This window comes from Kitasatospora sp. NPDC056800 (genome assembly GCF_042789775.1).
Classification (GTDB): domain Bacteria; phylum Actinomycetota; class Actinomycetes; order Streptomycetales; family Streptomycetaceae; genus Kitasatospora.
Genome location: NZ_JBHUAL010000046.1, coordinates 1 through 14,326, shown reverse-complemented (window position 1 = coordinate 14,326; position 14,326 = coordinate 1). Strand labels below are relative to the sequence as shown.

The window sequence follows — 14,326 nt, the reverse complement described above, 5'->3', positions numbered from 1 at the left end:
GGCCCATGAGCACTCCTGAGCGCACGCGGGTCGAGAGCACGTCGATCGCCGCCACGAACACCGCCGACGACGGGATCGTCCCCGACACCAAGGACTGGACCTGGGTGCTGGAACGCCCGTGCCCCGAGTGCGGGTTGGAGACTCCGCAGGTGGTGCGGGAGGACGTCGCCGGGATGGTCCGGGCCAACGCGGAGGGCTGGCTGGCGGTGCTGGCGGGGGACGTGGAGGGGTTGCGCAGGCGGCTGGCTCCGGGGGTGTGGTCGGATCTGGAGTACGCGTGCCACGTCCGGGACGTCTTCCGGCTGTTCGAGGTCCGGCTGAACCTGATGCTGGACCTGGAGGACCCGCTGTTCCCCAACTGGGACCAGGACGAGACGGCCGTCGCCGAGCGCTACGGGGAGCAGGACCCGAAGGTGGTGGCCGGGGAGCTGGCGGAGGCCGCGGAGACGCTCGCTGCCGCTTTCGAGCGGGTGGCGGGGGCGCAGTGGGCGCGGACCGGGAACCGCAGCGACGGGGCGCGGTTCACGGTCGAGTCGTTCTCCCGGTACCTGATCCACGACCCGGTGCACCACTTGTTCGACGTGACGGGCGAGCGGGTCTGAAGCCGGTCCTGGAGCCGGCCCCGGGAGCGGGGCCGAGGCCCGGTCTGAGGCCGGACCGGACGCGGCCGGGGCGCGGGGTCACCAGCCGGAGGCCTCGCGCAGCATGGTGCGGCGCAGCCGTCCGGCCACGCTGGCGGCGTCGGTGCCGATGACGTCGGCGATCTCGGGGGCGGCGAGGCCGACGACGTAGTGCAGGATCGCCAGGTCGTCGTCGGCCGGGTGGCGGTCCGGGGCGGGGGTCGCCTGGCGGGTGTGGTCGGCGACGGTGCCGCGCAGGATCTCCCAGGCGTGCGCGGTGGGGTTGGAGCTGCCCATCAACTCCCGCCAGTGCACCGCGATTTCCGCGAAGGCCTGTTGGACGGCGACGGCCGCGGCGCTGTGCTCGGTCAGCCACACGCGCGCGTAGCTGAGGTACCGGGGGCGGTGGAGTTCGCAGAACGCGGTGAACTCCAGGGGCACCTCCGCCGGCTCGCCGGGCCTCGGGGGCGGCTCGGCTGAACTCTCGTGACGGTTGGTCATCTCGGCTTCTCGGAAAGGGAGATGGGTTTCTGACGGTCGATCATCTGTGCTCACTCTACGGTAGGCCCTCGGTGCGCTGGGTGACCAATCCGATGGAATGCCCGGAACCCGCCGCCGCCAGGCCGGTTCCGGTGGCGACCGGGTGCGGCGAGGTGGCGGGACGGCCGGGCGGAGGGCCGGCGAGGGCCGGTGGGGCGGTGCTGCGCAGTGGCGCGGGATTCGTAGGTGCGAGCGTGTCGCGGCTGGTCAGAGGGTGTGGGGCGACGGCGGCCGCAGGGCGGTTGATGTGCCACCGTAGGCCCTGTGGAGGCTGGCGTCCACGCCCAGGGCGCGAACCTGGGTGCGCACAACCACCCGCACAACCGCACTCACGATCGTGGGGAAGATCGCCACGGAAGAGGGCATGGTCGTCACCGCGATGACGTCCGCGCGGGCGGGCCGGACGGCGTGCGCGGAACGGGTGCGCCGTGGACGCGGTGGACCCGGCGCCCGCCGCGCGCCGGGGCGGAGGGCGCGCTGGTGGGGCGGCCGTTGGACGGGGTGGTCCCGCGACCGCCGGTGTGCCGCCGGGCGCGTCCGCCACACCCCGGCGGCCCGGATCGGGCCGGGCGGAACGCCGGGGGCGGGAGGGCGGGCGGAGCGGCCGGCTGTCCGTCAGGAGGTCGTCCGGGCCTCCGTGGGGGAGATCCGGTCGACGGCGGTGTCCCGTTCGACCTGGGTCGGGAAGGCTTCGACGGCCCGTCGCCGGGCCGCCTGCGCCGCCGCGGCGGCCGCGGCCGCAGCCGCCGCAGCTGCCCCGGCGGCCGCCTCCTCGCGCTCGCACCGGTGCGCCGGGCCCGCGTGCGCCGCGCCCGTGGCGTGGGCGCCGGCGGCATGCGGACCCGCGGCGTGGGCACTCGCCGCGTGCACACCTGTGGCGTGCGCGGCAGGGGCGTGCACGCCCCCCGTGAGCGCCCCGGGGGCGTGTCCGGTGGCCCGTCGTCGGCGGCCGAGCGCGGCCCGGGCGGCATGCTCCTCGGCGGCCTGTCTAGCGGCCAGGTAGGCCTGTACGGCCGCCATGCCGTAGACGGGCTGGATGAGCTGGTGGCCCTTGAAGAAGGGCCTGGCCGGGGCGAACCCGGCGGCGACCACGAGGTCGCGGATCTCTGCTATCTCGGCCTCACTGCGGGCGGTGAAGCGGACCTCCCAGCCCTTCTTGTACGTATGCCCCTTCTCGCCGCTGCGGCGGGCGGGGTCCGGGCGGCGGACGTATCCGGGCAGACGGCCGAGGCGGAGCTGGGCCGCGCGGAGGCCGGCGGTCTCGTCACGTGACATGACGTAAGCCTAGGCAATCCCCGGGGCGGGATTGACGCCTTGGGGGTCCCTCGCCGTATGCCTTTGATCACTCTGGGTCAGGCGACCAGGTCGGCGATCGTTTTCGATCACATATGACAACCTGATGAGCGTCAATTACTCCAAATGAGTGAGGGTATGAGGACTTTAGTGCGAGCTGATCCCGGTTTCGCGACGGTTGGGTAACAGTGCGTCAGGGTCTCGGTGGCGGGTCCGGACGGTTGGGGATGGTGTCGGCATGAGCTACCGGATTCCGTCGCCGCCGCCGTCCCTGGAGGAGCTGGCGAAGCGTCAACAGAACGTCGTCACCGCGAGCCAGCTGCGCGCCCGGGGCGTGCCGGCCCGGATCATCACCGAGCACTGCCGCCGGGGCGGCCCCTGGCGGCGGGTGCTGCCCCGGGTCTACCTGCTGCAGTCCGCCGAGCCCACCCCGGAGCAGCGGATGTGGGCCGCGCTGCTGTACGCCGCGCAGAACGGCCGGGAGGAGGGCCGCCGGGAGGGCGCGGTGATCACCGGTACGGCCGCGCTGGCGCTGTACGGCTTCACGGTTGTGCCCCGGCTGCCCGCGGTGACCGGGGTGGACGTCCTGGTGCCCCGGCAGCGCCGGCTGAAGGACGTCGGCGAGGTGCGGATCCGGCGCACCGAACGGGAGTTGGTGGCCCGCTCGGTGCACGGCCTGGCCTGTGCGCCGGTGGCCCGGGCGGTCGCCGACGCGCTGGTCGAGTGGACGGCGGAGCCGGGTGGCGCGGCGCCGGTGCGCGAGGTGCTGCGGGAGGCCGTCGCCCTGCCCGGGAACCGCTGCACGGTACGGGAGTTGGTGTCCGAGCTGACCGACTCGGGGCTGACCTGCGAGCCGCGGGTGCGGGCCGCCCTGGACGAACTGCTGGCCGTCGAGCGGGACTTGGCGCTGGAGCGGATCGGCCGCCTGGTGGACGAGCGGCTGCTGCCCGCCCCGCTGAACGCCCCCGAGCTGCGGATGCGCGGCGGCACGTACATCGCCGTCCCGGACCTCTACTGGCCGGAGCGGGGCGTCGCGGTGGAGGTGGACTCGGAGCTGCGCAGCGTGAGCGAGGGCGAGGCCGCCTGGGTGCGCGGCGGGCAGCACCGGATGGAGTACCTGGGCATCCGGGTGGTGTACGTCTGCGGGGCCGCGCTGGCCGCCGACCCGGACGCGGTCGGCGGCGAACTGCGCGAGGCGTACCGGGTCGGCGGGACGGACGTGGTGGAGCTGCTGGTGGTCTGAGCGGGCGACGCCGCCGACCGGGACACGCCGGCCGCACCCACAACACGCCCGCACGGCACGCCCCCGAATGCCGTTACGAACGGACCACCGGTGCGCCGACCAGCTCGACCCCGGCCGCCCGCAGCTCCGCCAGCGCGGCGGCGGTGGTCTCCGGGTTGACCCCGGCGGTGAGGTCCAGCAGCACGCGGGTGGTGAAGCCCGCCCGGGCGGCGTCCAGCGCGGTCGCCCGGACGCAGTGGTCGGTGGCGATGCCGACCACGTCGACCTGGTCGACCTGCCGCTCGCGCAGCCACTCCACCGGACCGCGGTTGTTCTCGTCCAGCCCCTCGAAGCCGCTGTACGCCGCCGAGTGGGCGCCCTTGTCGAAGACCGCCTCGACCGCGCCGGAGATGACGGCGGGCGCGAAGTTGGGGTGGAAGCCCACGCCCTCGGTGCCGGCCACGCAGTGCGGCGGCCAGCTGTCGACGTAGTCCGGCTCGGCGGAGAAGTGGTCGCCCGGGTCGATGTGGTGGTCGCGGGTGGCGAGGATGTGCCGGTAGCCGGGGGAGGACTCGGTGATCAGGTCGGTGATGGCGGCGGCCACCTCGGCGCCGCCGGCGACGGCCAGGCTGCCGCCCTCGCAGAAGTCGTTCTGCACGTCGACGACGATCAGTGCCCGGTGCATGACTCGCATCCTCGGATCTCGGGGGCCCGCGGGAGGCGGCGCCCCGGTGGGGGAGCCCTCGGGAGTACGCGGCCCGGCCGTGCCGGGCGCGGGGGGTACTCGGGGAGCTCCGGGGGAACTCGGGGAACTCTACGGCTGACTCTAGGGAGTGGCGCCCGGGGGCGGAAGCCCCGGGGCCGGTCCGGGACATCCCGTCCGCGGGGACGGGGACAGGGACGGGGGCGGCGACGGGAGACCCGGGGCCGGTCCGGTGGTCCGGCCCCGGGTTCCGGTCAGCGGCCGGGGCCGGCCGGCAGGACCAGTTCGGTCGGCAGCACCGGGTCGCCCTTGGACAGCTGGGTGGCCGACAGCGGCAGCGCGGCGCGGGCGCGCACGTGCCGGTCGCGGGCGGCGCTGAGCGGTTCCCGGCCGACGGTCTCGCCGCCCAGGACCAGCGGCACCTGCGTCAGGTGCGGGCGCAGGTAGTCCGGGACGGGGCCGGTGCCGACCACCTCGGCCTCGGCCACGCCGTCGGCGTCGGGCCGGCGGGCCGCCCACTTGCGGCCGCCGATGCTGGTCTTGCCGCCGGCCGCGCGCTTGGCGACCGGGATCAGCGGCCCGCCGTCGGTCTCGGCCCGGGCGACCAGCTTGTAGACCATCGCGCAGGTCGGGTGCCCGCTGCCGGTGACCAGGCTGGTGCCGACGCCGTAGCCGTCGACCGGGGCGGCGGCCAGGGCGGCGATCGCGTACTCGTCCAGGTCCGAGGTGACGATGATCCTGGTCCGGTCGGCACCGAGGTCGTCCAGCTGGCGGCGGACCCGGTGGGCCAGCAGGGTGAGGTCGCCGGAGTCGATCCGGACGGCGCCCAGGTCGGGGCCGGCCACCTCGACCGCGGTGCGCACGGCCTCGCGCAGGTCGAAGGTGTCGACCAGCAGGGTGGTGCCCTTGCCCATGGAGGCGATCTGCGCCTTGAAGGCGTCCCGCTCGCTGTCGTGCACCAGGGTGAAGGCGTGGGCGGCGGTGCCGGTGGTCGGGATGCCGTGGGTGAAGCCGGCCTCCAGGTCGGAGGTGGCGGCGAAGCCGGCCACGTAGGCGGCCCGGGCGGCGGAGACGGCGGCGTGCTCGTGGGCCCGGCGGGCGCCCATCTCGATCACCGGGCGGCCGCCGGCGGCGGCGGTCATCCGGGAGGCGGCGGCGGCGATGGCCGAGTCGTGGTTGAGGATCGAGAGGATCACCGTCTCCAGGATCACGGCCTCGGCGAAGGTGCCCTCGACGGTGAGCAGGGGAGAGCCGGGGAAGTAGACCTCGCCCTCGGGGTAGCCGTGGATGTCGCCGCGGAAGCGGTAGTCGGCGAGGAAGCGCAGGGTCTCCTCGTCGACCACGCCCTGGTCGGCCAGCCAGTCCAGCTGGGGCGAGGTGAAGCGGAAGTTCTCGACGGCGTCCAGCACCCGGCCGGTGCCGGCCATGACGCCGTAGCGGCGGCCGCTCGGCAGGCGGCGGGTGAACACCTCGAAGACGGAGCTGCGGTGCGCGGCCCCGCTGCGCAGGGCGGCCTGCAGCATGGTGAGCTCGTAGCGGTCGGTGAGCAGGGCGGTCGAAGCGGCCGCTCGCACGGAAGTGGCGTCCATACGGATGATGCTACTACCACTTAGCGTCAGAGTGACGATTTCTCGTCGAGCGTGCCGGGGCGGAATCGCCCGGGTGTCCCCCGGATGGCAGCATGGGGCATGAGTGGTTACGGACGACTGTGCAGCGAGGAGGACCGGGGTGAGCGTCGCGCCCGTGGAGATCGAGCGCCCGGAGGTCGAGGGGGTGCCGGTGACCGAGCCGGACACGCCCTGGGTGACCATCGTGCACAACGACCCGGTCAATCTGATGAGCTACGTCCAGTACGTCTTCCAGGCCTACTTCGGCTACCCGAAGGACAAGGCCCGGAAGCTGATGATGGACGTCCACACCAAGGGCCGGGCGGTGGTCTCCAGCGGTTCCCGCGAGGAGATGGAGCGCGACGTCCAGGCGATGCACGGCTACGGCCTCTGGGCGACGCTGCAGCACGACTGATGCCGGGCCGACTGACGCCGAGCCGACTGACACCGGGCCGACCGGCGCCGGCCGTACGACCGAAGACGACGAAGACGGGCTGACCGATACAGATGGCTGGGTTGTTCGAGAGCGCCGGCGGTGGTGGCGCGGCGATCGCGCTGGACGAGTGGGAGGCCTCCATCCTGCGCTCGCTGGAAGTGCAGGTGCTGGAGCTGATCGGCCCCGGTCCGGGCGGGGAGGGCGACGACCCGCTGGCCGCGCTGTTCGCCGAGGGCCCGACCGAGGCGCCCGCCGACCCGGTGCTGGCCCGGTTCTTCCCGGACGCCTACAGCGACCCGGAGGAGCCGGCGGACGAGGAGGCCGAGGTCGCGTCCGGGGAGTTCCGCCGCTTCACCGAGCTGGACCTGCGGGCCCGCAAGCGGGACGACGCGCTGTTCGTCGTCCGGGCGCTGGACGGGCTCGGCGGCGGCGGGGTGCTCAAGCTGGCCGCGCCGGACTGCCTGCGCTGGCTGGGCGCGCTGAACGACCTGCGGCTGGCCGTCGGCGTCCGGCTGGAGGTCACCGAGGACGACGAGGACGGCCTCTACGAGCTGCCCGACGAGGACGAGCGCAAGCCGCTGGTGATGGCGTACCTGTGGCTGGGCGCGCTGCAGGAGTCGCTGTTGGAGGCGATGGCGGACTGACCTGCGCGGACCGCTACGCGCGGACCGCTCCGCGGGGGTCGCCGTATGCGCACCGTGTCGCACGGATCGCCCTGCGGGGTCGATCCTGCCCGATTCCGGGCAAGCCCCGGCCGTTTTGTCCAGAATATGGACGATCAGCCGGGGCTTTTCCCATCAAAATGGGACAGAACATACCAGGTCATGCTCAAATAACGCTCAGATGGACGCCGCTATCCGAACCCTGCGTGGTACGACTTCTCCACCCCCGAGACCGACCAGGACGGTGCACAGTGGCCGAGAAGTTGTACGACGAAAGGGTCGATACTCCACCGGATGCGGAGGGCTACGAGCGCGGGCTCGGCAGCCGCCAGATCCAGATGATCGCGATCGGCGGTGCGATCGGCACCGGCCTGTTCCTCGGCGCGGGCACCGCGATCTCCCGCTCCGGTCCCAGCCTGATCCTCTCCTACGCCGTCGCCGGCCTGGTGATCTTCGTGATCATGCGGGCGCTCGGCGAACTGCTCACCTACCGCCCGGTCTCCGGCAGCTTCGCCGAGTACGCCCGGGAGTTCCTCGGTCCCTTCGCCGGCTATGTGACCGGCTGGACGTACTGGCTGTTCTGGGTCGTCACCGGCATGGCGGAGACCACCGCCGCCGCCGTCTACGTGCGGTTCTGGGCGCCCGGCATACCGCAGTGGGCCAGCGCGCTGACCTTCCTGGTCCTGCTCTACGCGGCCAACCTGATCTCGGTGAAGCTGTTCGGCGAGATCGAGTTCTGGTTCTCCATGGTCAAGGTCACCGCCATCATCGGCATGATCCTGATCGGCGTCGGCGTGCTGACCCTTGGCTTCAGCAAGGCCGGTGACACCGCGTCACTCGGCCACCTCTGGCAGGACGGCGGCTTCTTCCCCGAGGGCATCGGCTCCACCGTGATGACCCTTCAGATCGTCATGTTCGCCTACCTGGGCGTCGAGCTCGTCGGTGTCACCGCGGGCGAGAGCGAGAACCCCGAGAAGACCCTGCCGCGGGCCATCAACACCCTGCCGTGGCGGATCATGCTGTTCTACATCGGCGCCCTGGTGGTCATCCTCTCGCTCGTGCCGTGGACCGAATTCCGGCCCGGCGTCAGCCCGTTCGTCGCCGCCTTCGGCAAGATCGGCATCCCGGCGGCGGCCGGCATCATCAACTTCGTGGTACTCACCGCCGCGCTCTCCTCCTGCAACTCCGGGATGTACTCCACCGGCCGCATGCTGCGCGACCTCGCGCTGCGGGGGCAGGCCCCGGGACGGCTCACCAGGCTCAACTCCCGCCGCACCCCGGCCTTCGCGATCACCGTCTCCTGTCTGCTGATGGGCATCGGCGTGGTGCTCAACGGCGTCGTCCCGGCGCGGGCGTTCGAGTACATCACCTCGGTCGCCACGGTCTGCGGCCTGTGGACCTGGGCGATGATCCTGATCTCCCAGATCCGCTACCGCCGGGCCTGGCGGGCCGGCCACCTGCCGCCGCCCACCTTCAAGGCGCCCGGGGGCACCTGGGTCAGCGGGGCCGCGCTCGCCTTCCTCGCGGTGGTCGTGGTGCTGATCGCGCTGGACCGGGACAACCGGATCTCGCTGTTCGTCTTCCCGGTCTGGGCCCTGCTGCTGGTCGGCGGCTACCAGGTGCTCAAGCGCCGCGACCCGCAGGCCGTCCTCGGCGCCGCGCCGGACGGGGCGCCCGCCTCCACCGGGAACACCCTCGAGGGGAACGTGGACGCCCGCTGACCGAGCCTCGGACACCCGGCGGACGGCCGCCGGGGCGTGGCTATCCTGACCGCATGCTGACCATCACCCGAGAACTCCGCGACCGGATCGTGGCCCACGCCCGCGCCGACCACCCGGACGAGGCCTGCGGCGTGGTCGCCGGACCGGCCGGCAGCGGCCGGCCCGAGCGGTTCGTCCCGATGCTCAACGCGGCCCGCTCGCCCACCTTCTACGAGTTCGACTCGGGCGACCTGCTCAAGCTCTACCGCGAGATGGACGACCGGGACGAGGAGCCGGTGATCGTCTACCACTCGCACACCGCCACCGAGGCCTACCCCTCCCGCACCGACGTGAGCTACGCCTCCGAGCCGTTCGCCCACTACGTCCTGGTCTCCACCGCCGAGGGCAACGGCGAGGAGGACCCCTACCAGTTCCGCTCGTTCCGCATCGTGGACGGCGAGATCACAGAGGAAGACGTGCAGGTCGTCGAGGCCTACCAGGTGTGACCGGTACCGGCGCGGACCCGGCCCGCCGACCCCTCCGTGGGGGCGGCGGGCCGTCGTCGTCTCAGCCCTGGGAACGGGAACATCCGGATCCCGAGACGGGCATGTCGAAGCGAGCCCGGGAATCTATACGATGAGCCCATGCGTTCCGTCGATGTGAGCACCCAGGCCCCGGGCACCCGCCTCGTGGCGCGCCTGCACATCGACCTGTGCCGGCACGCCGGTGCGATCTGTCCCGGCACGCCCGCGCGCTCGCGCTGAGAGCCGCTTCACCACCTCACCCGGGCCCACCGCCCCGCGGCGACGCCGGGCCCGGGCGCCCGCCCCGCCGCGTCCGCCGCGGCCCACCCACTCCACGACTCGCACAGGAGCGCACCCATGGCCATCGAGGTCCGCATCCCGACCATCCTCCGCACCTACACCGACGGCGCCAAGGCCGTCGAGGGCAACGGCAGCAACCTCGGGGAACTCTTCACCGACCTCGACGCCCGCCACCCGGGCATCGCCGCCCGCCTGGTCGAGGGCGGCGAGCTGCGCCGCTTCGTCAACGTCTACCTGAACGACGAGGACGTCCGCTTCCTGGAGGGCATCTCCACCGTCCTCGCCGACGGCGACAGCGTCACCATCCTGCCCGCCGTGGCCGGCGGCGCCCGCTAGCGTTGACCGGTTCCCCCGTCGCCACGGCGGGGGAACCATCCCTCTCCACCCTCACCGCCGTGGCCGGAGGCCTCCCTTGCGTTACGACAGTCCGCTCGAAGCCGTCGGCAACACCCCGCTGGTCCGCCTGCCGCGGCTGTCCGCCGCCGTCCCCGGCAACGCCGACGGCCTGGTGACCCTCTGGGCCAAGCTGGAGGACCGCAACCCCACCGGCTCGATCAAGGACCGCCCGGCCCTGCACATGATCGAGCGCGCCGAGGCCGACGGCCGGCTCACCCCCGGCTGCACCGTCCTGGAGCCCACCAGCGGCAACACCGGCATCTCGCTGGCCATGGCCGCCAAGCTCAAGGGCTACCGGATGGTCTGCGTGATGCCCGAGAACACCAGCGAGGAGCGGCGCGAGCTGCTGCGCATGTGGGGCGCCGAGATCATCCCGTCCCCGGCCGCCGGCGGCTCCAACACGGCCGTCCGGATGGCCAAGGAGATCGCCGCCGAGCACCCCGACTGGGTCATGCTCTACCAGTACGGCAACCCCGACAACGCCGGCGCCCACTACACCGGCACCGGCCCCGAGATCCTCGCCGACCTGCCGACCGTCACCCACTTCGTGGCCGGCCTCGGCACCACCGGCACCCTGATGGGCGTCGGCCGCTACCTGCGCGAGAAGGTCCCCGGCGTGAGGATCGTCGCCGCCGAGCCGCGCTACGACGACCTGGTGTACGGGCTGCGCAACCTGGACGAGGGCTTCGTCCCCGAGCTGTACGACGCCGAGGTGCTCACCACCCGGTTCTCGGTCGGCTCCGCGGACGCCGTCCGCCGCACCCGTGAACTCCTCCAGCAGGAGGGCATCTTCGCGGGCGTCTCGACCGGCGCCATCCTGCACGCGGCGATCGGCGTCGGCCGCAAGGCGGCGGCGGCCGGCGAGCGCGCGGACATCGTCTTCGTGGTCGCGGACGGCGGTTGGAAGTACCTCTCCACCGGCATCTACACCGCCGAGTCCACCGAGGCCGCGGTCGAGGCGCTGCAGGGCCAGCTCTGGGCGTAGGGCCTATCCGCCCTGCAACACCTTCCGCGCCCGGGCCCAGACCTGCCGGTCCACCGTGCCGGCCCGGCGGCGGAAGTCCGCCAGCGGCACCTCGCGCAGCTCGTCGGTCTCCAGCCAGCTGGCCCGGCCCTGCCGGTCGCCCACCACGCCGGGCGGCAGCGGCAGCACGCCCGGGCGCTCCGCGTGGTGCTTGCTGGTGATCTTCGCGACGGTGGCGGTCCGGCCGTGCACCCGCAGCACCAGGCACGGGCGGTCCTTGGCACCGGGGCCGTCCTCGAACGGCACCAGCGCCCACCAGACCTCCTGCGGCCGCGGGCCGGCCCCCGGCCCCGGCCCCGGCCGCGGCCGCGGACCGGCCGGCCCGGACGGACGCGGCGCCGGACGGGTGCGCCGCACCAGCGCCGCCGCGGCGGCGGCCAGCAGCGCGACGCCCAGCAGCGACAGGACGAGCCAGGTAGCGGTCATGCCGTTCATGCGGCGAACCGTACCGGGCCGGGGGTGAACGCCACCACCGCGACGGCCGGACACCCGTCCGGGCATTTGTCCGCGCATTGCTCCCGGTTCGTCACGGAACTGCCACAATGCCCGTTCTGCGCCCGGAGCCCCGGCCGTCCCGGCAAGGCTGCGTCACGAACGTCCGCCCCCGTCCCCCGGAGGTGCCCCGTGGCCCGTGGCCCCGAGCTGTGGTCCTACGCCGAGATCGCCCGCCACATCAACGTCCGGCGCGAGACCGTCCGCAGCTACCGGAGGCACCGGCTGCTGCCCGATCCGGACGTGATCGACGGCAGCGGCCACCCGCGGTGGTACCCGTTCACCATCCGCAGCTGGGCCCGCAACCGGCCCCGCCGCCGCTGATCCCCCGGCCCGTCAACCGCCCGCGCCCCCGCCCCGGGCGTTCTGGTGATTCCGCCCACAGCCCGGCACGGGGACGGGGGCAAAGTGCCGCTCCGCCCTTACCCTCGACACACCAACGCAGTGCTACCGGCCGGTCCACCGGGCCCGGCCTGCCGTTTTCCATGCTGTTTTCCACGCTGTGCCCGTGGAGGACGGCGATGCCGTTTTCCAGCAGCAGCCAGGATGTGTCGGGGCGGAGGGGCTCGGATGAAACTGACCGTGGTGGGGTGCTCGGGGAGCTTCCCGGCCGCCGACTCGCCCTGCTCCAGCTACCTGGTCGAGGCCGAGGGCTACCGCGTCGTCCTCGACCTCGGCAACGGAGCCCTCGGCGCCCTCCAGAAGTACACCGGCCTCTACGACGTCGACGCCGTCCTGCTCAGCCACCTGCACGCCGACCACTGCGTCGACCTGTGCGCCTACTGGGTGGCCCGCAACTACCGCGCCGAGGGCTGCCCCGAACTGCTGCCCGTGTACGGCCCGGCCGGCACCGCCGAGCGGCTCGCCCGCGCCTACGACATGCCGGAGAACCCCGGCATGAAGGAGGTGTTCGAGTTCCGCACCCTCACCCCCGGCGGCTTCCGGCTCGGCCCGTTCCGGATCGACGTCGCCCAGGTCAACCACCCCGTCGACGCCTTCGCCTTCCGGCTGGAGCACGACGGCCGCTCGCTGGTCTACAGCGGGGACACCGGCGAGAGCGCCGAACTCGTCGAACTCGCCCGCGACACCGACCTCTTCCTCTGCGAGGCCGCGTACATCGACGGGCGCGACACCTACCAGGCCGTCCACCTCAACGGCCGCGAGGCCGGCGAGCACGCCGCCGCGGCCCGCGCCCGCCGGCTCGTCCTGACCCACATCCCCCCGTGGACCGACGCCGAGCACAACCGGCGGGACGCCGCGGCCGCCTACCCGGGGCCGGTCGAGGTCGCCCGGGCCGGCGCGGTGTACGAGGTCTGAGAGCGGACCGGCGAGGCCTGAGAGCGGGCCGGCGGGGTCGGGCGGGATTCCCGGAAAAAGCTTCGGGACGACCCGCAACCTCCGCGCCCCCCGCACGTCCTTGTGAGTGAGCGGCGGGAAACGCCGCCGGAACGGCCGGCCCGTCGGGCACGGACGCGATCACACTACTCATCAGGCCCGCTTCGTGCTGCCCGGATCCGGTCGTACCGGTCCGGGACGGATATCCAGGGGGAAATCCCATGCGCAAGACCAACCGTGCCCTGAACCGGGCCCGCCGGCTCACCCCGGCGCTGGCGCTGACCGCCGCGCTGCTCGCCGGCGGCGCCGTGACCGCGCCCCCGGCCTTCGCCGCCGCCGGGCCGCTCAGCCTCACCGTGCACACCCCGGCGGTGGTCGGCTTCGCGGGCGGGCCGGTCGAGTTCACCGAGCACCTCGGCAACCCGGGTGACCAGGGCACCTCCGTCGTGCTGGACTTCGAGATCGAGAGCGACCTCGGGACGCCGCCGAACGCCCTGAGCCTCGACTACTTCAGCGAGCTGACCGGCGGCTGGCTGCCGGTGGAGCTGACGGAGCGCCCCGGGGCGGACAAGGTGGTCAACGCGGGCGGCACCGGCAAGGTCGTGGTCCCGGCGGGCGGCACCGACGTCCGGCTGCGCCTCGGCGTCCCGATGGGCAGGCCCCATGACGGGGCCACCAACGGCGGCACCGGCCCGAGCCTCACCTTCCGCACCGGCGTCAAGGGCTGGTCGCAGGACTCCCCGGTCGAGCCGCCGCTCACCGACAGCCACGTGGTCAAGGTGGAGGGGATCAGCAACGGCGTGTCCGGGGTCCCGGCCGAGGTCGTCGCGGGCGGCGAGCCCGTCGAGTTCGACGCGGTGCTCTCGAACCCGACGCCGTCCGCCTACACCAACCTCGGCAACGTGCTGTTCACCGACCGCCTCGCCAAGGTCGAGGTCCGCGGCGCCGACGGGAAGTGGACCACCGTGCCGGGCGTCACGGCCCCGGCGGAGCCCGTGGCGGGCCACTACCTGGACGGTCGCAACTCCTCGGCGGCGCCCCAGAGTTCGACCACCCGGCGGGTCCGGGTCAGCTACCCCGCCGACAGCCCGCTGGGCAGGACGGCGCTGAACCCCTGCGTGTTCGTCAACGAGGGTGAGGAGATGCCCTTCCGGGGCACCACCATGTGCTCGCAGGGCGCCACCACCGAGGTCGTCGCCCCCGCGCCGAAGCCCTCCCCGACCGGCACCCACAAGGCCGGCGAGCCCCCGACCGGGCCGGCCGGCTCCGACGGCTCGCAGTCGAAGCCGGACGGCGGCGCGGGCGTCGCCCAGCCGGCCGGCGACACCACCACGGCGCCCGCCGCCCCCGCTCCGGCCGCTTCGCAGCCCGGCGTGTTGTCCGCGGACAACGTTCCCGCCGCGGCCGCCCGGCCGGTGGACGCGAACCTGGCCTCCACCGGTGCGGACAGCGACCGGACCGGCCTGATCGCG

17 protein-coding genes are annotated in these 14,326 nt (G+C 73.4%); 12 read left to right on the top strand and 5 right to left on the bottom strand.

The window, feature by feature from the left end:
* The first annotated feature begins 5 nt into the window (after positions 1 to 5).
* On the top strand, positions 6 to 602 hold the full coding sequence (locus ACFRQN_RS13325; protein WP_380740320.1) for a DinB family protein: 597 nt from the start codon (positions 6 to 8) through the stop codon (positions 600 to 602).
* A 78-nt stretch (positions 603 to 680) separates the two neighbouring features.
* Here the strand turns inward: ACFRQN_RS13325 and ACFRQN_RS13320 are convergent, their stop codons facing one another.
* Entirely contained in the window at positions 681 to 1,121 is a 441-nt protein-coding gene (locus ACFRQN_RS13320) for a hypothetical protein (RefSeq protein WP_049657761.1), read from the bottom strand.
* A gap of 654 nt (positions 1,122 to 1,775) precedes the next feature.
* Complete coding sequence (locus ACFRQN_RS13315; RefSeq protein WP_380740318.1) at positions 1,776 to 2,435, bottom strand: hypothetical protein; 660 nt, start codon at positions 2,433 to 2,435, stop codon at positions 1,776 to 1,778.
* A gap of 256 nt (positions 2,436 to 2,691) precedes the next feature.
* On the opposite strand from ACFRQN_RS13315, the gene ACFRQN_RS13310 reads away from it, so the two are divergent.
* Positions 2,692 to 3,696, top strand: a complete 1,005-nt coding sequence (locus ACFRQN_RS13310; protein WP_049654308.1) for a hypothetical protein — start codon at positions 2,692 to 2,694, stop codon at positions 3,694 to 3,696.
* Positions 3,697 to 3,769: 73 nt separating this feature from the next.
* On the opposite strand, the gene ACFRQN_RS13305 is transcribed toward ACFRQN_RS13310, so the two are convergent.
* Complete coding sequence (locus ACFRQN_RS13305; protein WP_074005044.1) at positions 3,770 to 4,360, bottom strand: isochorismatase family protein; 591 nt, start codon at positions 4,358 to 4,360, stop codon at positions 3,770 to 3,772.
* Positions 4,361 to 4,632: 272 nt separating this feature from the next.
* Entirely contained in the window at positions 4,633 to 5,967 is a 1,335-nt protein-coding gene (locus tag ACFRQN_RS13300; protein ID WP_049654311.1) for a nicotinate phosphoribosyltransferase, read from the bottom strand.
* Positions 5,968 to 6,106: 139 nt separating this feature from the next.
* Between ACFRQN_RS13300 and clpS the strand changes: the two genes are divergently transcribed.
* From clpS to ACFRQN_RS13265, 7 genes are all read left to right on the top strand, one after another.
* Positions 6,107 to 6,400, top strand: a complete 294-nt coding sequence (clpS, locus tag ACFRQN_RS13295; protein WP_049654313.1) for an ATP-dependent Clp protease adapter ClpS — start codon at positions 6,107 to 6,109, stop codon at positions 6,398 to 6,400.
* A gap of 92 nt (positions 6,401 to 6,492) precedes the next feature.
* A complete protein-coding gene (locus ACFRQN_RS13290) occupies positions 6,493 to 7,065 on the top strand; it encodes a DUF2017 domain-containing protein (RefSeq protein ID WP_380740316.1) in 573 nt (190 codons plus the stop codon).
* Between the two features lie 269 nt (positions 7,066 to 7,334).
* Positions 7,335 to 8,804: an amino acid permease gene (locus tag ACFRQN_RS13285; RefSeq protein WP_380740315.1), complete on the top strand. Its 1,470-nt coding sequence runs from the start codon at positions 7,335 to 7,337 to the stop codon at positions 8,802 to 8,804.
* A gap of 53 nt (positions 8,805 to 8,857) precedes the next feature.
* Positions 8,858 to 9,289 carry a Mov34/MPN/PAD-1 family protein gene (locus tag ACFRQN_RS13280; protein ID WP_049654318.1) on the top strand — a complete coding sequence of 144 codons (432 nt, stop codon included), beginning with the start codon at positions 8,858 to 8,860 and terminating at the stop codon, positions 9,287 to 9,289.
* A gap of 138 nt (positions 9,290 to 9,427) precedes the next feature.
* Entirely contained in the window at positions 9,428 to 9,547 is a 120-nt protein-coding gene (locus tag ACFRQN_RS13275; RefSeq protein WP_310593142.1) for a putative leader peptide, read from the top strand.
* A gap of 117 nt (positions 9,548 to 9,664) precedes the next feature.
* The gene (locus ACFRQN_RS13270) at positions 9,665 to 9,943 is read left to right on the top strand and encodes a MoaD/ThiS family protein (protein WP_380740312.1); all 279 of its coding nucleotides are present in this window, start codon (positions 9,665 to 9,667) and stop codon (positions 9,941 to 9,943) included.
* Positions 9,944 to 10,019: 76 nt separating this feature from the next.
* Positions 10,020 to 10,988, top strand: coding sequence for a PLP-dependent cysteine synthase family protein (locus ACFRQN_RS13265; RefSeq protein ID WP_049654320.1), 969 nt, complete (start codon positions 10,020 to 10,022; stop codon positions 10,986 to 10,988).
* Between the two features lie 3 nt (positions 10,989 to 10,991).
* Here ACFRQN_RS13265 and ACFRQN_RS13260 read toward each other — a convergent pair whose 3' ends face one another.
* Positions 10,992 to 11,462 (bottom strand): type II toxin-antitoxin system PemK/MazF family toxin, encoded by a 471-nt coding sequence (locus ACFRQN_RS13260; RefSeq protein WP_380740310.1) that lies wholly within the window; start codon positions 11,460 to 11,462, stop codon positions 10,992 to 10,994.
* 189 nt (positions 11,463 to 11,651) lie between these two features.
* Between ACFRQN_RS13260 and ACFRQN_RS13255 the strand changes: the two genes are divergently transcribed.
* From ACFRQN_RS13255 to ACFRQN_RS13245, 3 genes are all read left to right on the top strand, one after another.
* Entirely contained in the window at positions 11,652 to 11,843 is a 192-nt protein-coding gene (locus ACFRQN_RS13255) for a MarR family transcriptional regulator (protein ID WP_079272642.1), read from the top strand.
* Between the two features lie 246 nt (positions 11,844 to 12,089).
* Positions 12,090 to 12,836 (top strand): MBL fold metallo-hydrolase, encoded by a 747-nt coding sequence (locus tag ACFRQN_RS13250; RefSeq protein WP_074005047.1) that lies wholly within the window; start codon positions 12,090 to 12,092, stop codon positions 12,834 to 12,836.
* A 239-nt stretch (positions 12,837 to 13,075) separates the two neighbouring features.
* The coding region (locus tag ACFRQN_RS13245; RefSeq protein ID WP_380740308.1) for a hypothetical protein at positions 13,076 to 14,326 on the top strand (1,251 nt) is incomplete at its 3' end.